At 61.6% G+C, this 24,617-nt stretch carries 15 protein-coding genes; 10 read left to right on the top strand and 5 right to left on the bottom strand.

The genetic code is table 11. The features are described from left to right. Positions 1-120 precede the first annotated feature (120 nt). The 7 genes from betA to yccS all read left to right on the top strand — a co-directional run bounded on the left by betA (position 121) and on the right by yccS (position 12,902). Positions 121-1,818, top strand: a complete 1,698-nt coding sequence (gene betA / locus IFT99_RS06655) for a choline dehydrogenase (protein WP_197985871.1) — start codon at positions 121-123, stop codon at positions 1,816-1,818. Between the two features lie 1,382 nt (positions 1,819-3,200). Further along, positions 3,201-4,643: a TldD/PmbA family protein gene (locus IFT99_RS06650; protein ID WP_192130965.1), complete on the top strand. Its 1,443-nt coding sequence runs from the start codon at positions 3,201-3,203 to the stop codon at positions 4,641-4,643. Beyond that, on the top strand, positions 4,643-5,968 hold the full coding sequence (locus IFT99_RS06645) for a TldD/PmbA family protein (RefSeq protein WP_192131035.1): 1,326 nt from the start codon (positions 4,643-4,645) through the stop codon (positions 5,966-5,968). Before IFT99_RS06650 ends, IFT99_RS06645 begins: the two co-directional genes overlap by 1 nt. A gap of 196 nt (positions 5,969-6,164) precedes the next feature. Further along, positions 6,165-7,607: a multidrug transporter subunit MdtD gene (gene mdtD, locus IFT99_RS06640; protein ID WP_192130963.1), complete on the top strand. Its 1,443-nt coding sequence runs from the start codon at positions 6,165-6,167 to the stop codon at positions 7,605-7,607. 86 nt (positions 7,608-7,693) lie between these two features. Beyond that, positions 7,694-9,073: an ATP-dependent RNA helicase DbpA gene (dbpA, locus tag IFT99_RS06635; protein ID WP_083233000.1), complete on the top strand. Its 1,380-nt coding sequence runs from the start codon at positions 7,694-7,696 to the stop codon at positions 9,071-9,073. A gap of 181 nt (positions 9,074-9,254) precedes the next feature. Then, a complete protein-coding gene (locus IFT99_RS06630) occupies positions 9,255-10,433 on the top strand; it encodes an NAD(P)/FAD-dependent oxidoreductase (protein WP_192130961.1) in 1,179 nt (392 codons plus the stop codon). 261 nt (positions 10,434-10,694) lie between these two features. Then, a complete protein-coding gene (gene yccS / locus IFT99_RS06625; RefSeq protein WP_192130959.1) occupies positions 10,695-12,902 on the top strand; it encodes a YccS family putative transporter in 2,208 nt (735 codons plus the stop codon). Here the strand turns inward: yccS and IFT99_RS06620 are convergent. Further along, complete coding sequence (locus IFT99_RS06620; protein WP_192130957.1) at positions 12,883-13,620, bottom strand: substrate-binding periplasmic protein; 738 nt, start codon at positions 13,618-13,620, stop codon at positions 12,883-12,885. The genes yccS and IFT99_RS06620 overlap by 20 nt on opposite strands. 206 nt (positions 13,621-13,826) lie before the next feature. Here IFT99_RS06620 and IFT99_RS06615 point away from each other — a divergent pair, with 206 nt between their 5' ends. Further along, complete coding sequence (locus IFT99_RS06615) at positions 13,827-14,285, top strand: GNAT family N-acetyltransferase (protein ID WP_192130954.1); 459 nt, start codon at positions 13,827-13,829, stop codon at positions 14,283-14,285. A gap of 135 nt (positions 14,286-14,420) precedes the next feature. On the opposite strand, the gene IFT99_RS06610 is transcribed toward IFT99_RS06615, so the two are convergent. From IFT99_RS06610 to IFT99_RS06600, 3 genes are read right to left on the bottom strand one after another with little or no spacing between them, the layout of a single operon-like run. Continuing rightward, positions 14,421-14,717 (bottom strand): winged helix-turn-helix domain-containing protein, encoded by a 297-nt coding sequence (locus tag IFT99_RS06610; RefSeq protein ID WP_192130952.1) that lies wholly within the window; start codon positions 14,715-14,717, stop codon positions 14,421-14,423. Between the two features lie 31 nt (positions 14,718-14,748). After that, a complete protein-coding gene (locus IFT99_RS06605) occupies positions 14,749-15,249 on the bottom strand; it encodes a YgjP-like metallopeptidase domain-containing protein (RefSeq protein ID WP_410928351.1) in 501 nt (166 codons plus the stop codon). A 57-nt stretch (positions 15,250-15,306) separates the two neighbouring features. Further along, positions 15,307-17,463 carry a putative bifunctional diguanylate cyclase/phosphodiesterase gene (locus IFT99_RS06600; protein WP_446731117.1) on the bottom strand — a complete coding sequence of 719 codons (2,157 nt, stop codon included), beginning with the start codon at positions 17,461-17,463 and terminating at the stop codon, positions 15,307-15,309. Positions 17,464-17,764: 301 nt separating this feature from the next. Here IFT99_RS06600 and IFT99_RS06595 point away from each other — a divergent pair, with 301 nt between their 5' ends. Further along, positions 17,765-18,430, top strand: a complete 666-nt coding sequence (locus IFT99_RS06595; RefSeq protein ID WP_065986578.1) for a polysaccharide lyase family 7 protein — start codon at positions 17,765-17,767, stop codon at positions 18,428-18,430. A 62-nt stretch (positions 18,431-18,492) separates the two neighbouring features. Here the strand turns inward: IFT99_RS06595 and putP are convergent, their stop codons facing one another. Continuing rightward, complete coding sequence (gene putP, locus IFT99_RS06590) at positions 18,493-19,977, bottom strand: sodium/proline symporter PutP (protein ID WP_192130947.1); 1,485 nt, start codon at positions 19,975-19,977, stop codon at positions 18,493-18,495. A 431-nt stretch (positions 19,978-20,408) separates the two neighbouring features. Between putP and putA the strand changes: the two genes are divergently transcribed. Next, a complete protein-coding gene (gene putA, locus IFT99_RS06585) occupies positions 20,409-24,362 on the top strand; it encodes a trifunctional transcriptional regulator/proline dehydrogenase/L-glutamate gamma-semialdehyde dehydrogenase (protein WP_192130945.1) in 3,954 nt (1,317 codons plus the stop codon). Positions 24,363-24,617: the final 255 nt, after the last annotated feature.

Genomic DNA, 24,617 nt, shown 5'->3' with positions numbered 1-24,617 from the left:
CAAGACAAAGCAACTGCAGTCCTGGTCTGCCGCTCACCCCCATCAATCTCGCAGGCGCCGTCTCGCTGCTTTTTCTTGCAGCTTGAGGCTTGACGCTTGCAACTCCCAAGGAGATTTATCTTGGAATACGACTACATCATCATCGGCGCCGGCTCGGCCGGTAACACCCTCGCCGCCCGTCTCACCGAAGACGCAGGCGTCACTGTGCTGTTGCTTGAAGCCGGCGGCCCGGACTATCGCGCCGACTTCCGCACTCAGATGCCGGCCGCGCTCGCATTCCCGCTGCAAGGCCGTCGCTACAACTGGGCCTACGAGACCGAGCCAGAGCCACACATGAACAACCGCCGTATGGAGTGCGGTCGCGGCAAGGGCCTGGGTGGCTCGTCGCTGATCAACGGCATGTGCTACATCCGCGGCAACGCCATGGACTACGACGGCTGGGCAAAAAACCCGGGCCTGGAAGACTGGTCTTACCTCGATTGCCTGCCGTACTTCCGCAAGGCCGAAACCCGCGACATCGGCCCTAACGACTACCACGGTGGCGAAGGCCCGGTCAGCGTGACCACGCCTAAAGCGGGCAACAATCCGCTGTTCGCCGCGATGGTCGAAGCAGGCGTGCAAGCCGGTTATCCGCGCACCGACGACCTCAACGGTTATCAGCAGGAAGGTTTCGGCCCGATGGACCGCACCGTCACGCCGTTCGGCCGTCGCGCCAGCACCGCCCGTGGCTATCTGGACGAAGCGAAGAAGCGCTCGACCCTCACCATCGTCACTCACGCGCTGACCGACCGGATTCTGTTCGACAACAAGCGCGCCGTCGGCGTGGCCTACATGGTGGGCGACAGCGACACCCGCATCGAAGCCCGCGCTCGCAAGGAAGTCCTGCTGTGTGGCGGCGCCATTGCTTCGCCGCAGATCCTGCAGCGTTCCGGCGTCGGCCCTGCGCCGCTGCTGAAGAAGCTCGACATTCCGGTCGTTCACGACCTGCCGGGCGTTGGCGAAAACCTGCAAGACCACCTGGAAATGTATTTGCAGTACGCGTGCAAAGAGCCGGTCTCGTTGTACCCGTCGCTGCTGTGGTGGAACCAGCCGGCCATCGGTGCCGAGTGGATGTTCCTCGGTAAAGGGATCGGCGCCAGCAACCAGTTCGAAGCGGGCGGTTTCATTCGTTCGCGCGAGGAATTCGAGTGGCCGAACATTCAGTACCACTTCCTGCCGGTCGCGATTAACTACAACGGCAGCAAGGGCGTGCAAGAGCACGGTTTCCAGGCGCACGTCGGCTCGATGCGTTCGCCAAGCCGTGGTCGCGTGCAGCTGAAATCGAAGAACCCGCGTGAATACCCGAGCATTCTTTTCAACTACATGGCGTCCGAGCAGGACTGGCAGGAATTCCGCGACGGCATTCGCCTGACCCGCGAGATCATGCAGCAGCCAGCGCTGGACCAATACCGTGGCCGCGAAATCAGCCCGGGCATCGACGTGCAGAGCGACGAGCAGCTGGACACGTTTATCCGTGAGCATGCCGAGACTGCGTATCACCCATCCTGCTCGTGCAAGATGGGCACCGATGAAATGGCCGTCGTCGATGGCGAGGGCCGCGTGCACGGGATGGAAGGGCTGCGCGTGGTGGATGCGTCGATCATGCCGCTGATCACCACCGGCAACCTCAACGCACCGACGATCATGATGGCCGAGAAAATCGCCGACAAGATCCGTGGCCGCGCCCCGCTGCCGCGCAGCACCGCCGACTACTACGTCGCCGGCGACGCGCCCGTGCGTGGCAAGCCGATGCGTAAAGTGGGCCCGTTGGCGCAGTAACAGGCGCGACGTGGGCATATGTCAGTCCCACTAACGGCGCGCAGTGTGTCAGTGGGACCGGCTTCAGCCGGGAAGAGGCCGGTGGATACACCCTCGATTTTGCGGTGTGACACATGGCGCATTCCCGGCTAAAGCCGGTCCCACAATGGTCGTGCGCTGTGTCAGTGGGACCGGTTTCAGCCGGGAAGAGGCCGGTGGATACACCCTCGATTTCGCGGTGTGACACCTGACGCATTCCCGGCTAAAGCCGGTCCCACAGTGGTCGTGCGCTGTGTCAGTAGGACCGGCTTCAGCCGGGAAGAGGCCAGTGGCTACACCCTCGTTTTTTCGGTGTGGCACCTGACGAATTCCCGGCTGAAGCCGGTCCCACAATGGTCGTGCGCTGTGTCAGTAGGACCGGTTTCAGCCGGGAAGAGGCCGGTGGATACACCCTCGATTTCGCGGTGTGACACCTGACGCATTCCCGGCTAAAGCCGGTCCCACAGTGGTCGTGCGCTGTGTCAGTAGGACCGGCTTCAGCCGGGAAGAGGCCAGTGGCTACACCCTCGTTTTTTCGGTGTGGCACCTGACGAATTCCCGGCTGAAGCCGGTCCCACAATGGTCGTGCGCTGTGTCAGTAGGACCGGCTTCAGCCGGGAAGAGGCCGGTGGATACACCCTCGATTTTGCGGTGTGACACATGGCGCATTCCCGGCTAAAACCGGTCCCACAATGGTCAAGCGCTGTGTCAGTGGGACCGGCTTCAGCCGGGAAGGGGCCGGTGGGTACACCCTCCATTTTGCGGTGTGACACCTGACGCTTTCCCGGCTGAAGCCGGTCCCACAATGGTCGTGCGCTGTGTTAGTAGGACCGGCTTCAGCCGGGAAGAGGCCGGTGGGTACACCCTCGATTTTTGCGGTGTGACACATGGCGCATTCCCGGCTAAAGCCGGTCCCACAATGGTCGTGCGCTGTGTCAGTGGGACCGGCTTCAGCCGGGAAGAGGCCGGTGGCTACACCCTCCATTTTGCGGTGTGACACATGGCGCATTCCCGGCTAAAGCCGGCCCCACAATGGTCGTGCGCTGTGTCAGTGGGACCGGCTTCAGCCGGGAAGAGGCCGGTGGATACACCCTCGATTTTTCGGTGTGACACCTGACGCATTCCCGGCTGAAGCCGGTCCCACAATGGTCGTGCGCTGTGTCAGTGGAACCGGCTTCAGCCGGGAAGAGGCCGGTGGATACACCCTCGATTTTGCGGTGTGACACTTGGCGCATTCCCGGCTGAACCCGTTCCCACAATGGGCACGCGCCGTGTCCGTGTCATCCATCCCTCCCCCGCTGCAGTGATCATCCGCGCTATGATTCGGGCCGTTGCCTGTCCGAATCGCCAAGGAGCCTTCCTGCATGTTCGACTTCTCCGCTCAGCTCAAGCAGCGGTTCGCCGCTCTGCAGAGCAGCGCCCCGTTTTTCTCCCTGCGTTACGTCAAACAGACCAGCCAGCATTTGTCGGTGCGCAAGAACGTTGCCGAGCCGCCGCAATTGAGCATCGACGAAGGCGCGATGCTCACCGTGCGCGTCAATGGCGTCGAAGCCTATGCGGCCACCAACGACATTTCCCAGCGCGGGCTTCAATCGGCGCTGGAACAGGCGGAGATTCAAGCGCGGCAACTGGCCCCGCATTCCCTCCTCGACCTGCACGACCACGCTGTCGCCACCGCCCGTGCCGATTACCTCTCGCCCCACCTGCAGAACGCGTTTCCATCGCTCAGTGATTGCTACGCCCTGCTCAATGCCGAATCCGCGTCGGTACCCAGGGACGAACGCCTGGTCAACTGGCAGGTGAGCCTGGGGCTTGAGAACGTCGAGCAGATCTACCTCAACAACGCCGGCGCCGAGATTCGCCAGGCCCAGCGATTCGTCTTCCCCGGCCTGACCGTCACGGCTTACGACGGCCAGGACAGCCAGACCCGCAGCCTCGGTCGCGAGAACTTCGGCCAGCAGGGTGGCGCGGAAGTCATCGCGTCCTGCGGGATCATTGGCGCCGCAGTCAACGTCGCCGATCAGGCGCTGCAACTGGTCATGGCGCCGAACACGCCCACCGGGCCGCGCGACCTGCTGCTGACGCCCGACCAGATGACCCTGCAAATCCACGAATCCATCGGCCACCCGCTGGAGCTGGACCGCATCCTCGGCGATGAGCGCAACTACGCAGGGACCAGCTTCGTCAAAGCCAGTGACTTCGGCAGCCTGCAATATGGCTCAAGCCTGCTCAACGTGACCTTCGACCCGGAGATCCCCGAGCAACTGGCGAGCTACGGCTTTGATGACGATGGCACGCCGGCGAGCAAGCAATTCCTGATCAAGGACGGCGTACTGGTGAGGCCGCTGGGCGGCGCGCTGTCGCAATACCGCAGCGGTATGGAAGGCGTCGCCAACAGCCGCGCGTCGAGCTGGAACCGCGCGCCCATCGACCGCATGGCCAACCTCAACATCGAGCCGGGCGACAAGTCGATGGCGCAGCTCATTGGCGACACCGAGCACGGCATTTTGATGAGTACCAATCGCTCATGGTCGATCGACGACGCGCGCAACAAATTCCAGTTCGGCTGCGAGTGGGGTCAGTTGATCGAGAACGGCGAACTCAAGGGCGTGGTGAAGAACCCGAACTACCGCGCGATCTCTGCCCAGTTCTGGCGCAACCTCAGCGCGGTCGGCGACGCCAGCACCTTCAAGGTCCTTGGCACACCCAACTGTGGCAAAGGCGAGCCCAATCAAGTGATCCGCGTGGGCCATGCCTCGCCCGCTTGCGTGTTCGCGAGCGTTGATGTTTTCGGAGGTGACGCATGATGTCCCATCAAGCGCAATTCAAGGCCCTGGCCGAGTGGCTGCACGGCGCAGTCACCGCGGACGAGCGCTATACCTTGAGCTACGACGCCGAAGCGTCGGACTTTATCCGCTTCAACCACGCCAAAGTGCGTCAGGCCGGCCGCGTGCAGCAGGCCAGCGTGACGTTCAAGCTGATCGCCGCAGGCCGTCACGCCAACCTTAACCTCACGCTGTCAGGCGACGGCGAGGTGGATCAGCAACGCCTGAGCGAAGCCCTGCTTCAGTTACGGGAAACCCTGACGCTGTTGCCGGAAGACCCGTATCTGCAACTGAACGACGAGGCGTGGCAGAGCAGCAACGTGCAGGAGACGCCGTTGCCGGACAGCGCCCATGTCGTCGAGCAGATCGCGCAACTGGGCGAGGGGCTGGATCTGGTCGGCATCTACGCGGCCGGGCCGATCTATCGCGGCTTCGCCAGTTCCAGCGGTGCGCTGGGCTGGCATCAGGCCAACAGCTTCAATGTCGACTGGAGCCTGTTCCACGAGAACGGCCAGGCGGTGAAAGCCAACTACGCCGGGCACACCTGGACCGACGACGGCTTTGCACGGCGCTTCGCCCTGGCCCGTGAGCAATTGACGTTTCTTGGACGCCCGGCCCACGTCCTCGCGCCCGGGCAATACCGCGCCTATCTGGCGCCTGCCGCGCTGGAAGAAGTGATGGGCATGCTGTGCTGGGGTGGATTCTCTGCGCAGTCGCTGGCCGACAAGACCAGCCCCTTGCAGCGGCTGTACGACGGCCAATCCACGTTGAGCCCGTTGGTGAGCCTGAACGAGCAGGTCAGCGGCTCGTTGTCCCCTGCGTTTTCCGGTGAAGGTTATCCGCGCATGGACCTGTCGCTGGTGGCCGGGGGCGTGGCCCGGGATCGCATGATCGACTCGCGCAGCGCCGCCGAATACGGCCTTGTGGCCAACGGCGCGGGCTGGGGCGAGTCGCCAAGCGCGCTGAGTATGGACGGCGGTTCCTTGGCGCTGGATGAGGTGTTGAAAGCATTGGGCACGGGCCTGTACATCAGCAACCTGTGGTACCTGAATTTCTCGGATCGCACCGCCGGACGCATCACCGGAATGACGCGCTTCGCCACGTTCTGGGTCGAAGACGGGCAGATCAAGGCACCGGTCAACACCATGCGCTTCGACGACAGTCTCTTCAGCCTGCTGGGCACGGCACTGGAACAACTGACCACAGAAAGGGAACTCCTGCTGTCGACGAGCACCTACAGTCAGCGCCAGACCGCCTCGAATCTGCTGCCGGGCGCGCTGCTGAGTGGGTTGACGCTGACGCTGTAACGCCGACGTCTACCTGTGGGAGCCGGCTTGCTGGCGAAAGCGGTGGTCAGTCACCTCAAGGGTGTCTGATTTAATGCGTTCGCCAGCAAGCCACCTCCTACGGAATGCGACCACAAGCGGGACCTGCCGCGCGACAGGCAGCCCGCGATAGCAACAATCGATCAAGCACGAGCAACCACAAGGACCCTCGATCCACATGCCGACCTCAACACCGCAGCTGGACGCCCGCACCCTGCGCTGGATGCCATGGGTCATTGCCATCGCCTTTTTCATGCAAAGCCTGGACGGCACGATCCTCAACACCGCGCTGCCTTCCATGGCCGGCTCGCTGGCGGAAAACCCGCTGCGCATGCAGTCGGTGATCATCGCTTACATGCTGACCATCGCCCTGCTGATTCCAGCGTCGGGCTGGATTTCCGACCGTTTCGGCATCAAGCGCATCTTCTTCAGCGCCATCCTGCTGTTCAGCTTCGGCTCGTTGCTGTGCGCGGTGTCCAACTCCCTCGGCATGCTGGTGGGCGCACGGGTGATTCAGGGCCTCGGCGGTGCGTTGATGATGCCGGTCGGCCGGCTCATCGTGCTGCGCGCCTATCCCCGAACCGAGCTGGTGCGCACCTTGAGCTTCATCACCATGCCCGCCTTGCTTGGCCCGCTGATGGGCCCGACGGTCGGCGGCTGGCTGGTGGAATACCTGAGCTGGCACTGGATCTTCCTGATAAATCTGCCGGTGGGGATTCTCGGCTGCTTCGCCGTGCGCAAGTTCATCCCCGATCTTCAGGGCGGCGGACGCACGCGCTTCGATCTGGCGGGGTTTGGGCTGTTTGGCGCCTCGATGGTGCTGATCACGATTGCCATGGAAGGGCTTGGCGAACTGAACCTCCCGCACTTGCGGGTGGTGATGCTGCTGTTTGGCGGCATGGCGTGTCTGGCGGCGTACTGGTTGCGCGCCAGTCACGTGGAAGCGCCATTGTTCTCTGCTCGGCTGTTCAAAACCCGCAGTTTTGCGGTGGGCATCATGGGCAATCTGTTTGCCCGTCTGGGCAGCGGCGCCTTGCCGTTTCTGCTACCGCTGATGTTGCAAGTCGCCCTGGGTTACTCGCCGTCTCACGCCGGTATGAGCATGATTCCCCTGGCCCTTGCGGCGATGTTCGCCAAGCCTCTGGCAACCAAAGCTATCGAGCGATTGGGTTATCGCATCGTGCTCACCGGTAACACGCTGCTGCTGGGTATTCTGCTGGCGAGCATGGCATTGGTCAGTGCCGACACGCCGTACTGGCTGCTGCTGATTCATCTGGCGTTTCTGGGCGGGGTGAACTCGCTGCAGTTCTCGGCGATGAACGCGGTGACGCTGATCGATCTCGATGACGCCAGTGCCGCCAGCGGCAACAGTCTGCTGTCAGTAGTTGCGCAGTTGTCCCTGAGTCTCGGCGTCGCCTGTGCGGCGGCGTTGCTCGGTGGGTTCAGCGACGACGTGGCCACGGGCGACGTCAGCGACGTACTCGGCGCGTTTCAGCTGACCTTCCTGTGCGTCGGCGTGCTGGCGATGCTGGCGGCGTCGATCTTCCTGCAGCTGTCGCCCCGCATGGCCCCCGAAGCACCGGCGCGCAAACCGCAACCGGAGCCCGAGATCGAGGCGTGATTGACTCACCATTTATCGCGCGCGCCCCCAAGGCGGGGGCCGCGACCTGATACACTGCGCGACATTTTGTTTTGCAGGCCCGTCCCGTGACTAACACCGCTTTTAACTCACTGCCCCTTTCCGCCGCCATGCTGGCTAACCTGGAGTCCCTTGGTTATGCCGAGATGACGCCGATTCAGGCGCAGAGCCTGCCGGTGATCGTCAAGGGGATGGACCTGATTGCGCAGGCCAAGACAGGCTCCGGCAAGACCGCTGCATTCGGCATCGGCCTGCTCAATCCGATCAATCCGCGCTACTTCGGCTGCCAGGCGTTGGTGCTCTGCCCAACCCGCGAGCTGGCCGACCAGGTGGCCAAGGAAATCCGTCGTCTGGCGCGTTCCGAAGACAACATCAAAGTCCTGACCCTCTGCGGCGGCGTGTCGTTCGGCCCGCAAATCGGCTCGCTGGAGCACGGCGCGCACATCATCGTCGGCACGCCGGGTCGCATTCAGCAGCATCTGCGCAAGGGTTCGCTGGTGCTGGACGGCCTGAACACGCTGGTGCTGGACGAAGCCGACCGCATGCTCGACATGGGTTTCTACGACGCCATCGCCGACATCATCGAGCAGACGCCCAAGCGTCGCCAGACTCTGCTGTTCTCGGCCACCTATCCGGTCGGCATCAAGCAGCTGTCCTCGAAATTCATGCGTGACCCGCAGACCGTCAAGGTCGAAGCGCTCCACGCCGACAGCCAGATCGAACAGATCTTCTACGAAATCTCCCCCGAGCAACGCCTCGAAGCGGTGGTCCGTGTGCTCGATCATTTCCGTCCGCAGTCCTGCGTGGCGTTCTGCTTCACCAAGCAGCAGGTTCAGGAAGTGGTCGATCACCTGACCGCCAAAGGCATATCCGCTGTCGGTCTGCATGGCGATCTGGAACAGCGTGATCGCGATCAGGTGCTGGCGATGTTCGCCAACCGCAGCACCTCGGTGCTGGTGGCCACCGACGTCGCCGCGCGCGGTCTGGACATCGATGGTCTGGACATGGTGCTCAACGTCGAATTGGCGCGGGATTCGGAAATCCACATCCACCGCGTCGGCCGTACCGGTCGTGCGGGTGAGACCGGCATCGCCGTCAGCCTCGTTGCTCCCGGCGAAAGCCAGCGCGCCCGCGCCGTTGAAGAGCTGCAGAAAGCGCCGCTCAACTGGCAGCAGTACGACCAACTGGAGCGCAAGGAAGGCGGCAAGCTGCTGCCACCGATGACGACGCTGTGCATCGGCTCGGGCCGCAAAGACAAACTGCGCCCTGGCGACATTCTTGGCGCGCTGACCGGCGAGGCAGGCATTCCAGGCACTCAGGTGGGCAAGATCGCGATCTTTGATTTCCAGGCCTACGTCGCCGTGGAACGCAGCATGGCCAAGCAGGCACTGGAGCGTTTGAACAACGGCAAGATCAAGGGCAAATCGCTGCGCGTTCGGATTCTGTAATTATCCGCAACACCGCATCACGCCCATTCGCGAGCAAGCGCGCTCCCACGGAGCCCCGCGAACCAGCGGGGGTGGAGTTCACTCACAAGTGAGCGACATCATGACTCCCTGTGGGAGCGAGCTTGCTCGCGAAGGCGTCAGCGCAACTTACATAGATCAATAGCTGTTAGAGGACACCGCTTTGCCCGTTACTGACGTTGTGATCATCGGCGCCGGCGCCGCAGGTTTGATGTGTGCATTCACGGCCGCCCGGCGCGGGCGCAAGGTCATGTTGATCGATCACGCCAACAAGCCAGGCAAGAAAATCCTCATGTCGGGCGGCGGGCGCTGCAACTTCACCAACCTGTACACCGAGCCCGCCAACTTCCTCTCGCAGAACCCGCATTTCTGCAAATCGGCGCTGGCCCGCTATACCCAGTGGGATTTCATCGAACTGGTGGGCAAGCACGGCGTGCCGTACCACGAGAAGAAACTCGGCCAGCTGTTCTGCGACAACAAGTCCAGCGACATCCTCAATCTGCTGCTCGCCGAATGCGACACCGCTGGCGTGAGCCTGCACATGGACACCTCGGTGCAGAGCATCGATAAAGCCGACAGCGGTTACCTGTTGAAAACCACCCTGGGTGAACTCCGTTGCGAGTCGCTGGTGATTGCGACGGGCGGTCTGTCGATTCCAACGCTGGGGGCGACCGGTTTCGGTTATCAGGTCGGCAAGCAATTCGGCCATACGCTGTTGCCTACCCGGGCGGGCCTGGTGCCGTTCACCATCACCGATCAGTTGAAAGAGCTGTGCACCGAGCTGACCGGCACGTCGGTCGACTGCCTGGTGAGCTGCAACGACGTCAGCTTTCGCGAAAACATCCTGTTCACCCACCGCGGTCTGAGTGGGCCGGCGATTCTGCAGATCTCGTCTTTCTGGCAGCCGGGCGATACGGTGGAAATCAACCTGATGCCCGACCACGACGCCCCCAGCTGGCTGACCGAGCAACAGGCCGAACGCCCGAACAGTGAACTGAAAACGCTGCTCGGCGAGATTTTTACCAAGAAAATGGCCAACCTAATTGCAGAGCAGTGGTTCGTGTCCAAGCCGATGAAGCAGTACACCCACGCCGAACTGGCCGACATCGCCACCAAACTGGCGAGCTGGCAGGTGGTACCGGCGGGCACCGAAGGGTATCGCACGGCGGAAGTGACACTGGGCGGCATTGACACCCGTGAAGTGTCGTCGAAGACCATGGAATCCCTTAAATCGCCGGGCCTCTACTTCGTCGGCGAGGTGCTGGATGTCAGTGGCCATCTGGGCGGTTTCAACTTCCAGTGGGCCTGGGCGTCAGCGTATGCGGCGGCGCAATTCGTCTGACACTTATCAGGGAGGCCCGCTACGACAGCTGCCGACCCCGATCCGTGGGAGTGAGCTTGCTCACGAATAGGCCGGTGCAGTCGATACATCTCCAGAGACCGGTCCTCAGCCTTCGTGAGCAAGCTCACTCCCACAGGTTTGTGTTCGCCAGCAGGATCGGAGGCGCCCCGGAATAAATTTTGCTAACCGGATGTACAGCGCGCATCCGGCGCTGTACATATCCCTCAGCAAAATCAATCGCGAACAAGGCCGTCAGCGTTCATGGCATCGACATCGTTGCGCAATACATTCCGCCGTCTCTGGGCGCTGGACAAGTTTTCCTACAGCGTGCGGGTTTTCATCGCGCTGACCGGCAGCATGGCGGTGTGCTGGTACCAGAACGAGATGTCCCAGTTGATCCCGCTGTTCCTCGGGATTATCGCCAGCGCCCTGTCGGAGACCGATGACAGCTGGCAAGGCCGCCTCAATGCGCTGGCCGTGACGCTGGTGTGTTTCAGCATCGCGGCGCTGTCCGTGGAGCTGCTGTTCCCCTACCCGGTGGTGTTCATCTGCGCGTTTGCCTTCGCGGCGTTCTGCCTGACGATGCTTGGCGCGCTGGGTGAGCGCTATGGCGCGATTGCCTACGCGACGCTGATTCTCTCGGTCTACACCATGATCGGCGTCGACCAGCGCGGCGGGGAAGTCACCGATTTCTGGCACGAACCCATGCTGCTGGTCGCAGGCGCCGCGTGGTACGGCCTGCTGTCGGTGCTGTGGCAGATGCTGTTTTCCAATCAGCCGGTGCAGCAGGCGCTGGCCCGACTGTTTCGCGAGCTGGGCCTGTACCTGAAGCTCAAATCAGAGCTGTTCGAGCCGATTCGTACTCTGGATATTGAAGCCAAGCGCCTGGAGCTTGCCAAGCAGAACGGCAAGGTCGTCGGCGCGCTCAACGTGACCAAGGAAATCATCCTTAACCGCGTCGGCAGCGGTCGCCCGGGCTCGAAGGTCAGTCGCTACCTGAAGCTGTACTTTCTGGCCCAGGACATCCACGAACGGGCCAGTTCGTCGCACTATCCCTACAACTCCCTGGCCGAAGCGTTTTTCCACAGTGACGTGCTGTTCCGCTGCCAGCGCCTGCTGCGCCAGCAAGGCCGCGCCTGCCGTGACCTGTCGGCGTCGATCCAACTGCGCCAGCCGTTCATCTATGACGACAGCTTCGCCCACGCGCTGAATGATCTGCGCGCCTCCCTCGAACACCTTCGGATTCAGAGCAATCCGGCGTGGCGCGGGCTGCTGCGTTCGTTGCGGGCGCTGGCCAATAACCTTGGCACCCTCGACCGGCTGCTCAGTGATGCGAGCAATCCCGACGCCCTGGCCGACGCTACCGACAGCAGCCTGCTGGACCGTTCGCCGCGCAACCTCAAAGACGTCTGGACGCGCCTGCGCCTGCAACTGACGCCGACCTCGCTGCTGTTCCGTCACGCCCTGCGCCTGCCGTTGGCGCTGGTCATCGGCTACATCATGGTTCACCTGATTCACCCGTCCCAAGGGTACTGGATCATCCTCACCACGGTGTTCGTCTGCCAGCCAAGCTACGGCGCCACGCGACGCAAACTCGGGCAGCGCATCATCGGCACGGCCATTGGCCTGACGGCGGGCTGGATTCTGTTTGACCTGATCACCACGCCGGTTCTGCAATCGATGTGCGCGGTGCTGGCCGGCGTGGTGTTCTTCGTCAACCGGACCACGCGCTACACGCTGTCGACGGCGGCGATCACGGTGATGATTCTGTTCTGCTTCAATCAGGTCGGCGACGGTTACGGCGTGTTCCTGCCGCGCCTGCTGGACACGCTGCTGGGCAGCCTGATCGCCGGCCTGGCGGTGTTCCTGTTCCTGCCGGACTGGCAAGGTCGCCGGCTCAACAAGGTGCTGGCCAACACGCTGTCGTGCAACAGCATTTACCTGCGTCAGATCATGCAGCAATACGCGAACGGCAAGAGCGACGACCTCGCCTATCGACTGGCCCGCCGCAACGCCCATAACGCCGACGCGGCGCTTTCCACCACACTGGCCAACATGCTCATGGAGCCGGGGCATTTCCGCAAAGAGGCCGACGTCGGTTTTCGCTTTCTGGTGCTGTCACACACCCTGCTCAGTTACCTGTCGGGGCTGGGCGCGCACCGCGACGCACCGCTGCCGCCTGAAGTGCGCGAGCAACTGATCGAGGGCGCCGCAGCAAGCCTTGCCGCGAGCATCGATGAGATCGCCCAAAGCCTGGCGATGCGTGAGCCGGTTGCCGTGCAAAGCGATGCCGAAGAAGCGCTGGCGACGAGCCTGGAACAGATGGCGGAAGAGATCGACGAGGGCCAACGACTGGTGCAAACCCAACTGGCGCTGATCTGCCGTCAGCTAGGCCCACTGCGCACGCTGGCGGCGCACTTGATCAAAGAGCCGGTCAAAGAACCCGACATCACAGACCGTGCAGCTTGATGAGCTTGTCGTACGTGCCGTCCGCTTTCATGTCGGCGATCGCCTTGTCGAAATCCATAACGATCTGCTGGTGATCCGCCCGCTTGAGGCTCACCAGCACATGCAGACTGTTTTCGCTGAGTGATTTGGGCAGGAATTCGACGTCGGCCTGCACGTCTGCAGGCTCGCGTTTGAGGGCAAACCGCGCAGCGTACTCGTCTTCCACCGTCAAGCCGACCCTGCCCGCAGCGAGCATCCTGACGGCGATCGAGAAACTCGCCACCGGCACCTTTTCCAGGTTGGCATCGGCGTCGAATTCCGGCGAATAGGCGTAGCCGCGCACCACTGCAATCGAATAGCCGTGCAGCTGGGACAGGTTCTGAAATTCAATGGAGGCGTCTTTGCGTTTCAGAAAACGCAGGCGGTTGATCAGGTACGGCGCGGAGAACACGCCAATGCGCGTGCGGTCTTCGCTGTACCAGGCGTTGATGACGATGTCATACCGCCCTTCGCTCAATCCGTGAATCGCCCGCGCCCACGGGACTTGTTCGTATTCGGTGTCATAACCGGCGCGGCCCAGTGCCGTGCGAATCAGGTCAGTGGAGAGCCCGTCGTGCAGCAATGACACGTCGGCATAGGGCGCCCACGCATCGCCGGCGAGACGCAATGTCTGCGCGACCGCGCCTTGGGCTATCAGCATCATTCCCAACAGCCCTGCGGCGCACAGCAAACGCGTCATGCTCAGCTTCCTTGTGGCAACTGGCCTTCAGTGAAGACTCATTTTGAGCTTTGCACAACTGGTAACACTGTGATGTTTGTGCAGCAGTTCAACAAAATGACACACCGTTAACCGCACCCTCCGTCTCGCCCGGTTTGCCCCGAATTTGGGCTTGCGCCGATATGCGTTTAGTATCCGGCATCCACTTCTTCTCGCAGGCCGGCGTCATGTCTATCAACTGGATTTGCAAACACCATACCGACCTTGGAAAAGAGCAGCTGTACGCCATCCTGCAACTGAGGGCGCAAGTGTTCGTGGTGGAGCAGAAATGCTGGTATCTGGACGTCGACGGTCAGGATTTGCTGGGCGATACCTGCCATCTGATGGCTTGGCAGGATGATCAGCTGGTCGCTTACCTGCGCCTGCTGGACCCGATTCAGCAGAACGGTGACGTGACCATCGGCCGGGTGGTAACTGCACCATCGATGCGCAACAAGGGAATGGGCCATGAGCTGATGGTTCAGGCGCTGAAGCACGCTGAGCTCCAATGGCCGGACCAGCCGATATTCCTCTCGGCCCAGGCGCATTTGCAGGGCTACTACAGCCGCTACGGTTTCAATCCGGTGGGCGAGGTCTACGTCGAGGACGGCATTCCTCACATCAGCATGCGTCGCGATCTGGACTGATCCGGCATCTGAACCCCGATGGCTCTTGCCGGGCCGGATCCATCCGGACTCGGACGACTTGTAGGACCAGTTGTAGGACCGTTGTAGGACCGGCTTTAGCCGGGAAGCTCTTGAATCAACGCCCCTGACACGACGTCACGGATACCCCAGCACCGTCTTGATGGTCTGCAGATTCCCTTCGATCCAGCGACGGTCAATCGCGCCCCAGTCACGAACCCGGTAACCGCCGGCATGATTGCGGGCGCCATCAAGTTGCTCGAACTCGCAGACAATATCCAGATCAGCCAGCGCCGCAATGGTGTCCTGGGCGGTGCGACGGGGCATGCCGGTGACGTCGGTCAGGGCCGGGACGCTGCTGGCGATGCCGCTGTCGATCAGATACGCCACATACAGGCGGCGATAAAAACTGCTCTTGGTCTTGCTGACTTCCATCAAAACTTCCTTGAAAAGCGTTAGCGGTTGATCAGCGCACGGCCGTCTGCATGTCTCGCCAGGTCAGGTAGATGCGCAGGTCGAATTCCAACTGGTGATAGCCCGGCTGCATGTGTTCGCACAATTGATAAAACGCCTTGTTGTGGTCCGACTCTTTGAAATGCGCCAGTTCGTGGACCACGATCATCTTCAGAAACTGCGGCGCCGCCTCCTTGAACAACGCCGCCACCCGGATTTCCTTTTTGGACTTGAGCTTGCCGCCCTGCACCCGCGACACCGTGGTATGCAGGCCCAGCGCTCGGTGGGTCAGGTCGAGGCGGTTGTCGAACAGCACTTTGTCGATGTTTGGCGCGTTGCGCAGGTATTCCTGTTTGAGCGACAGGGCGTAGGCATACAGCGCCTTGTCGCTCTGGATTTCGTGACGATCCGGGTAACGCTGCTGCAGATAATCCGTCAGCCGGTTCTGCGCGATCAGTTGCCGAACCTGATCCTGCAGGCCTTCGGGATAGGCCTGCAGGTATTTGAGCGGCATGGGCGTGGTGACAGTCATGGTCGAACCGGGTCGCAGGAAAAGCGCGAGTCTACCGCGTCAGTCCTGGCCGAGCAGCTGTAACGCGATCGGCAGGTCGACCGGCTCGACGAAACGCTCTGCCTCCAGGGGCGGCATCGGGTGAGCGATGAGAAAGCCCTGAATGATCTGGCAGCCGTTGTCGACCAGCCACTCATACTGCTCGTAGGTTTCGACGCCCTCGGCAATCACCTCGATATCGAGCATGCGACACAGGTCAATGATGCTGCGCGCGACGGCCAGGTCTCGGGGCGATCCCAGCATGCCGCCAATGAAGTGCCGATCGAGCTTCAGAGTGTCCAGATCGAGGTTGCGCAGGTGGGCAAGGGAGCTGTCGCCTGCACCGAAATCATCCAGCGACACCCGCACGCCGATGTCATGCAGGTTCTGCAGCTGCTTGCGACTGTGCACCAGGTTATGGACAAGCGATGGCTCGGTGAGCTCGATTTCCAGCTGCCGGGGTTTCAGGCCATGTATCTGCATCGCACGTTGCAGCTCGGCCGCGAGATTGGGCAGGCTGAATTGCGCCGGGCTCACGCTGACGCTCATGATCAGATCGTCCGGGAATACGTCGCTCCAGCGTTGGCGCTGCGCCGCACCCTGCTCGAAAATCCAGCTGCCGAGCTTGTTGATCAGCCGCGTCTCTTCCAGCAGTGGGATGAACACGCCTGACGGCACGTCGCCCGCGTCCGGATGGTGCCAGCGCAGCAGCGCCTCGAAGCCCCGGGTCTTGCCGGTGACGACATTGACCTGCGGCTGGTAGACCATGGAAAAGTCTTTGCCGTCGATTGCCGTGCGCACGCTCTCTTCGAGCATCAGACGCGAGCGCGCGCGACCGTTCATGTACTGATCGAAGAAACGATATTGCTGACGCCCTGCCCGCTTGGCTTCGTACATGGCAATGTCCGCCGCACGCAGCAGGCCATCCAGATTGGCGCCGCAGTCCGGGTAGACCGCGATGCCGATACTGGCTCCCAGCGTGGCTTCGACCCCGTCCACCAAACGCCGCGCGGACACACGCTCGATCAGCTTTTCGGCGACCTTGGCAGCGTGTTCGGGGAAATCCAGCCCGTCGATGACCACCACGAACTCGTCGCCGCCCATCCGCGCAAGCACGTCGTAAGGACGCAGGCAGTCTTTCAACTGCGCGCCGACCCACTGCAACACCTGATCGCCGGCGTCATGGCCCAGAGAGTCGTTCACATCCTTGAAGCCGTCGAGGTCCAGGTACAGCACAACCAGGTATTTGCCGGCATGCTCATTGCGCAGCAGCATCCCTTCGACCGTCTGATAGAAACCACGGCGGTTCAGCAGACCGGTGAGCGAATCCGTCACGGCCTGGTGCTCGAGCTGACTGTAGAGGTCACGCACCACTGACATGTCGAGCACGCTGAGCACCATGGCACGCTGCTCGGCGGGCAGCGGCGCGCAGGACAACGAAACCGGGACCTGACGCCCCTCGGGTGTTCGCAACACGGCGTCGTGGACGCGGTAGGTGTCGGCACGGCGATAGTGATGATAAAAGCCGGAGTCGACCCATTCCCCGACGCTGGGCTCGTGCAAATAGGCGCGCAACGCGGTGCCGCGCAGCTCGCCGTCAGTCATGCCCAGCAAGCGGCAGATCGCCGGATTGGCGAAACTGACAACGCCGTCTTCGGACACCACAAGAATGCCTTCGGCCACGTTCGCCAGCACCGAGGCGTTGAATGCCCGCGCCGATTCCAGCTCGCGGCTCAGCTTCTGCAGGGCACGCCGATTGTGCTGCTGCTCCAGAAGCGCCTGAACCTTGGGCCTGAGAATATTGGGATCGAAGGGCTTGAACAGGTAATCGACTGCGCCGCTGGCGTAGCCCTTGTGCACCGAGTCGCGGGATTGTTCGTTGGCAGTGAGGAAGATGATCGGCGTCAACCGCGTTCGCAGACTGCCACGCATAAGGCGGGCGACTTCGAAACCATCCATGTCCGGCATCTGCACATCAAGCAGCACCAGATCGACATCTCGGTCCAGCAAAATACCCAACGCTTCCATGCCTGAGGCGGCGGTGATGATTTCCCGGTCCTGTCGCTGCAGGACTGCGCACATGGTCACCAGATTTTCCGGGTAATCATCAACAACCAACAATACTGATTTGCCACTTAGTGGCAGGGACTGCACGCATTCCATGCTGCTACTCATCATTCACTTTACTGCCCGGGGAACGTCCCCGCTGAGGGCCTGATAGGCCATTACTCTAGCTTCGATTGGGGAAAAAAGAAGGCGGCCATAGTAGCGCCATCCAAAAAGTGCCATCCAACCGACTAACGGTAACGGCGCTGAATGTCAGGAGGACTCTGCGCTGCGGCTCAAATAGCGGCACTTTGACGTCAACCATCCGACAGATTCACGTTAACAAACGCGCCGTGGAACCGTATAAAAAGCTGCCCCCAACCCCCTTTCGCCCGCAACTTTGCTGGCAATGAGACATATCGGACGACTAGACATGATTGATTTGGGAACGTGGAATCTGAGCATTCCAGTGGGCTCGCCCCCCGCCACTATCGAGACACAGCAACTGCTTCAAGGTTACGACGGCAAGTACTTCAAGTCCGGCTCATCGAACATCACATTCTGGGCACCGGTCACCGGAAGCAAGACCGCCAATGCGATCTACCCACGTACCGAATTGCGCGAGACCTGGTCCAACGGCACGCTGCACAACTGGTACTACCAGGACGCCGACAATTACCTGAATGCCAAGCTCAAGGTCCTTCAGGTGCCGTCCTCCGGCAGGGTGGTCATCGGTCAAATCCACGTCTACGAAAGCACGCAGCCCCTGCTGAAGGTCGAATATCAGTACCTGGAAGCGACGCACATGGGCAACATCGTCGCAAAGGTCCGCTATCACCCCGACGACAAAAAAGCGCGCGTAATCACGGTGGCGGAAAACGTCAGCCTGAACGAGACGTTCAATTACGTGATCCACCTGAATAAAGCCGGGTTGCTCAGCGTGACCGCCCACGGGATGGGCTGGAACGACCGGATCAGCGCCACCTGGAGTAAACAGCAGCTTTACTTCAAGGCCGGGGTCTATACCCAGGATCACACTGGCTATACCAGCGAAGGCGGCAAGACCATGTTCTTCAACCTGGACGCCGACCACAACTAAATCGGGTGCGGTCGCTCAAGAGCCCGAGCGTTGACGTCGCGCGGGCTTTGAGCAGGCGGCCTTTACGCCGCCTTGTACTCTTTTTCTGCTGCTTCGAAGCGCGTCAGCATGCCCGGCGTCGGGCCTTTACCGACGACGCTGAACAGCACGATCGCGATGCTGGCGAAGATGAAGCCGGGGATGATTTCGTACAGGCCCAGCAGCTCGAAGTGCTTCCACACCACGACGGTAATCGCGCCGACGAGAATCCCCGCCAGCGCGCCGTTGCGGGTCATGCCTTTCCAGATCACCGAGATCAGCACCACTGGCCCGAATGCCGCGCCGAACCCTGCCCAGGCGTAGCTGACCAGACCCAGCACGCGGTTTTCAGGATTTGCGGCCAAGGCGATCGCGATCAGCGCAACCAGCAGCACCATGGCCCGGCCTACCCACACCAGCTCTGTCTGGGACGCGCTTTTGCGCAGAAAGGCTTTGTAGAAGTCTTCGGTCAGCGCACTTGAACAGACCAGCAACTGACAGCTCAGCGTGCTCATGACCGCCGCAAGAATCGCCGACAGCAGCACACCGGCGATCCACGGATTGAACAGGATCTTGGCCAGCTCGATGAAGACGCGCTCGTGGTTTTCAGTCACGGGCCCTGCCACCTCCGGATGCGCCGAAAAGTACGCGATGCCGAAGAAACCCACGGCAACGGTGCCACCCAGACAGAGGATCATCCAGGTCATGGAAATACGGCGGGCCTTGGCAATCGACCTGACCGAGTCAGCGGCCATGAAACGCGCCAGGATGTGCGGCTGACCGAAGTAGCCTAGGCCCCAGCCCATCAGCGAAATGATGCCGATGAAAGTGGTGTTCTTGAGCATGTCGAAGTTGCTCGGGTCCTGCGCTTCGATGGCCATGAACGTGGTGTCGACGCCACCGGTCGCCAGCAGCACGATGATCGGCGTAAGGATCAGCGCGAAGATCATCAGGGTGGCTTGCACGGTGTCTGTCCAGCTGACGGCCAGGAAGCCGCCGATGAAGGTGTAGGCGATCGTCGCCGCAGCGCCGGCCCACAAGGCGGTTTCGTAGGACATCCCGAACGTGCTTTCGAACAGCCGCGCGCCAGCGACGATGCCGGAGGCGCAGTAGATCGTGAAGAACACCAGAATCACGATGGCGGAAATCACCCGCAGCAGGCCGCTGTTGTCTTCAAAGCGGCTGGAGAAGTAATCCGGGAGGGTCAGCGCATCGCCGTTGTGCTCGGTCTGTACCCGCAGGCGACCGGCGACGAACAGCCAGTTCAGGTAGGCCCCGATGATGAGCCCGATGGCGATCCAGCTTTCCGACAGACCGGACATGTAGATCGCGCCCGGCAAGCCCATGAGCAGCCAGCCGCTCATGTCCGATGCACCGGCTGAAAGCGCCGTGACCACACTGCCGAGGCTGCGCCCGCCGAGAATGTAGTCCGAGAGATTATTGGTGGAGCGGTAGGCCATGAGTCCTATGAGGACCATCGCGGCGATGTAGATCACGAAGGTGATCAAGGTAGGGTTGCTGACACTCATCGGTTAGGTTCCGGCGTTGTTTTTATAGGCGCGAGCAGAGCGACGTTCTCCTGAGGCATCAGGTTCGCAGCAAGGCTGCTCGCGTATGTTGCGGGCTGGCAAAAAGTTCGCCGCTGCACACCGCTTGAATGCACCAAAGCGGCGCATCCTAGAGGACATCCCGGAGCAGGTGCAACCCGAAAAAAGACTTCACTGAGCTTTTTTACAAATTAGATCAAAGTGCCACATGTGCCGTGTTTACGGGGAGCCGCCAAATAGAGCCCTGCCCTGCGGGGCACCTCAACGGAGCTGAATCAGGGCGGTTCGGCTCAATACGGGGCACCCGTGAAACACTTTGAAAAAAGCGGTTGCACCCGGTTGCACCCTTGCAGTCGCACAGCTAATCTTGCCGCAGCTAAGCCACATGACCGTGGCTGTCATGAGGATAAGAAATGGCCACCACCACCCTCGGTGTCAAACTCGACGACCCCACCCGTGAGCGATTGAAAGCGGCGGCGCAGTCCATCGACCGGACGCCCCACTGGCTGATCAAGCAGGCGATCTTCAATTATCTGGAGAAGCTCGAGGGCGGTGCGACGCTGAATGAACTCAGTGGACAAGGTGGCAAAGACGCCGACGATCAGGGTGACCTGCCCGCCGACAATGGCCATCAGGCGTTTCTAGAATTCGCCGAAAGCATTCTTCCCCAGTCGGTGTTGCGCGCTGCGATCACCTCGGCCTACCGCCGCCCCGAGCCTGAAGTGGTGCCGATGCTCATCGAGCAGGCGCGCCTCCCTGCGCCGATGGCCGATGCAACGCACAAGCTCGCCGCGTCGATTGCCGAAAAGCTGCGTAACCAGAAGAGCGCCGGCGGGCGCGCCGGCATCGTCCAGGGCCTGCTGCAGGAATTCTCGCTGTCATCCCAGGAAGGCGTGGCACTGATGTGCCTGGCTGAAGCCTTGTTGCGCATCCCCGACAAAGGCACCCGCGACGCGTTGATCCGCGACAAGATCAGCACCGGCAACTGGCACCCGCATCTGGGCAACAGTCCGTCGCTGTTCGTCAACGCCGCCACGTGGGGCCTGCTGCTGACCGGCAAACTGGTCAGCACCCACAACGAGGCTGGCCTGACCTCCTCGCTCAGCCGCATCATCGGCAAGTCCGGCGAACCGATGATTCGCAAAGGCGTGGACATGGCCATGCGCCTGATGGGCGAGCAGTTCGTCACCGGCGAAACCATCGCCGAAGCCCTGGCCAACGCCAGCAAGTTCGAGGCGAAAGGTTTCCGTTATTCCTACGACATGCTCGGCGAAGCAGCGCTGACCGAGCACGACGCGCAGAAATACCTGGCGTCCTACGAGCAGGCCATCCACTCGATCGGCAAAGCTTCCCACGGCCGTGGCATCTATGAAGGGCCGGGCATCTCCATCAAATTGTCCGCCCTGCACCCGCGTTACAGCCGGGCGCAATACGAGCGCGTGATGGACGAGTTGTACCCGCGCCTGCTTTCGCTGACCTTGCTGGCCAAGCAATACGACATCGGCCTGAACATCGATGCCGAAGAAGCCGACCGCCTGGAGCTGTCGCTGGATCTGCTTGAACGCCTGTGCTTCGAACCGCAACTGACCGGCTGGAACGGCATCGGTTTTGTCATTCAGGCGTATCAGAAGCGCTGCCCTTACGTGATCGATTACGTCATCGACCTGGCACGCCGCAGCCGTCATCGCCTGATGATCCGTCTGGTTAAAGGCGCGTACTGGGACAGCGAAATCAAGCGCGCTCAGGTCGAGGGCCTGGAAGGCTACCCGGTCTACACGCGGAAGGTTTACACCGACGTTTCCTACATCGCCTGCGCGCGCAAACTGCTGTCGGTGCCGGAAGTCATCTACCCGCAGTTCGCGACCCACAATGCCCACACGTTGTCGGCGATTTACCACATTGCCGGTCAGAACTATTACCCCGGTCAGTACGAGTTCCAGTGCCTGCACGGCATGGGCGAGCCCTTGTATGAGCAGGTCGTAGGCAAAGTCGCCGACGGCAAGCTGAACCGGCCGTGCCGGGTGTATGCACCGGTCGGCACCCACGAAACGCTGTTGGCGTATCTGGTGCGTCGACTGCTGGAAAACGGCGCCAACACTTCCTTCGTCAACCGCATCGCCGACCAGTCCATATCGATACAGGAACTGGTGGCTGACCCAGTGTCCAGCATCGAGCGCATGGCGACTCAGGAAGGTGGTTTCGGCCTGCCGCACCCGCGCATTCCGTTGCCCCGCGACCTGTACGGCAGCGAACGCGCCAACTCGGCCGGCATCGACATGGCCAACGAACATCGTCTGGCGTCGCTGTCTTCGGCCCTGCTCGCCACGGCGCACAACGACTGGAAGGCCGGCCCGATGCTGGGCAGCCCGGTCAGCGTCGGCACTGAAGCGCCAGTCCTGAACCCGTCCGATCTGCGTGACGTGGTTGGCCACGTGCAGGAAGCGAGTCTGGAAGACGTCGATAACGCCCTGCTCAGCGCCCTCAGCGCCGGCCCGATCTGGCAAGCGACGCCGCCTGCCGAACGTGCCGCGATCCTTGAGCGCGCCGCCGACCTGATGGAAGCCGAGATTCAGCCGTTGATGGGCCTGCTGGCTCGCGAAGCCGGCAAGACCTTCGCCAACGCTATCGCCGAAGTGCGCGAAGCCGTGGATTTCCTGCGCTACTACGCGGTGCAGGCGCGCAATGATTTCAGCAACGACGCTCACCGCCCGTTGGGCCCCGTGTTATGCATCAGCCCGTGGAACTTCCCGCTGGCGATTTTCAGCGGTCAGGTCGCCGCAGCCCTGGCGGCGGGCAATCCGGTACTCGCCAAACCCGCTGAACAGACACCGCTGATTGCCGCGCAGGCCGTCCGCATTCTGCTCGAAGCCGGTATTCCCGAAGGCGTGGTGCAACTGCTGCCAGGCCGGGGTGAAACCGTCGGCGCGCGACTGGTCGGCGATGATCGCGTCAAGGGCGTCATGTTCACCGGCTCTACCGAAGTTGCCCGCTTGCTGCAGCGCAACGTCGCCGGCCGTCTCGATGCCCAGGGCCGGCCGATTCCGCTGATCGCTGAAACCGGTGGCCAGAACGCGATGATCGTCGATTCCTCGGCGCTGACTGAGCAAGTGGTCATCGACGTGGTGTCCTCGGCGTTCGACAGCGCCGGTCAACGCTGCTCAGCGCTGCGCGTGCTGTGCCTGCAGGAAGACTCCGCCGATCGTGTCATCGAGATGCTCAAAGGTGCGATGGCTGAGAGCCGCCTCGGCAACCCGGAACGCCTGTCGGTGGACATCGGTCCGGTGATCGATCAAGAAGCCAAGGCCGGTATCGAGAAACATATTCAGGCCATGCGCGACAAAGGCCGCACTGTGTATCAGGTCGCCATTGCCGACAGCGACGAGATCAAGCGCGGCACCTACGTGATGCCGACGCTGATCGAGCTGGACAGCTTCGACGAGTTGCAACGGGAAATCTTTGGCCCGGTACTGCACGTCGTGCGCTACAAGCGCCGTGAGCTGGACATGTTGATCGCCCAGATCAACGCCTCCGGTTATGGCCTGACACTGGGCGTGCACACGCGCATCGACGAGACCATCGCCAAGGTCATCGACAACGTCAACGCCGGCAACATGTACGTCAACCGCAACATCGTTGGCGCCGTGGTGGGTGTGCAGCCGTTCGGTGGCGAAGGTCTGTCGGGGACCGGTCCGAAAGCCGGTGGACCGCTGTATCTGTACCGTTTGCTGTCGACGCGCCCCGCCGACGCCGTGCAGAAATCCTTCGCCGCCCGCGATGCACAACAGGCGCCGGACACCCGCATGCAAGAGGCGATGCTCAAGCCGCTGAATGCGCTCAACGCCTGGGCAGGCACTCAGCAACTCAGCGGCCTGGAAGCACTGTGCAGCCAGTTCGCCGAGCAATCCCAAAGCGGCGTGACCCGCACGCTCATGGGCCCCACCGGCGAGCGCAATAGTTACAGCATCCTGCCCCGTGAACACGTGTTGTGCCTGGCCGAGGATGAGACGGATCTGCTGGCGCAACTGGCCGCCGTGATGGCGGTGGGCAGCACGGCGATCGTGCCGGACGTTGAGCCGGCCAAGTCGCTGCGCAACCGTCTGCCGAAGGACGTTCAGTCGCGCATCAAGCTGGTCGCCGACTGGCACAAGGACGAGGTCGCCATTGACGCGGTATTGCACCACGGTGATTCCGATCAGTTGCGCGCCATCTGCGAACAGGTCGCTCAACGCAGCGGCGCTATTGTCGGCGTTCACGGCTTGTCCAAAGGCGAAACCAACATTGCATTGGAGCGCCTGGTGATCGAGCGTGCGCTGAGCGTGAATACCGCAGCAGCGGGCGGTAACGCGAGTTTAATGACGATTGGTTGATCGTTTGATTGGCAATAAAAAAGAGTGCCTAGGCACTCTTTTTTATTTACACCTTGACAGTCACCCATGCACGCGCAGAGCAACATTTTCAGACCGGAAAAGTCACCAAAACAATACCCACTCCCGGAGACTCATAACCCTGCCCAGACAGAGGGTCACCTATCCAGTAGCTAAGCTGGACTAAAAGCCCTGCATTCTGCGTTATCACATGATTCGGTATGGTCCATTTAAGAGGGAAAGACAGAGGCGGCGTCA

It is taken from the genome of Pseudomonas sp. CFBP 8772, assembly GCF_014841665.1.
In the GTDB taxonomy this organism is placed as follows: domain Bacteria; phylum Pseudomonadota; class Gammaproteobacteria; order Pseudomonadales; family Pseudomonadaceae; genus Aquipseudomonas; species Aquipseudomonas graminis_B.
The sequence above is the reverse complement of the archived record's forward strand: the minus strand, read 5'-3'. Positions and strand labels throughout refer to the sequence as shown.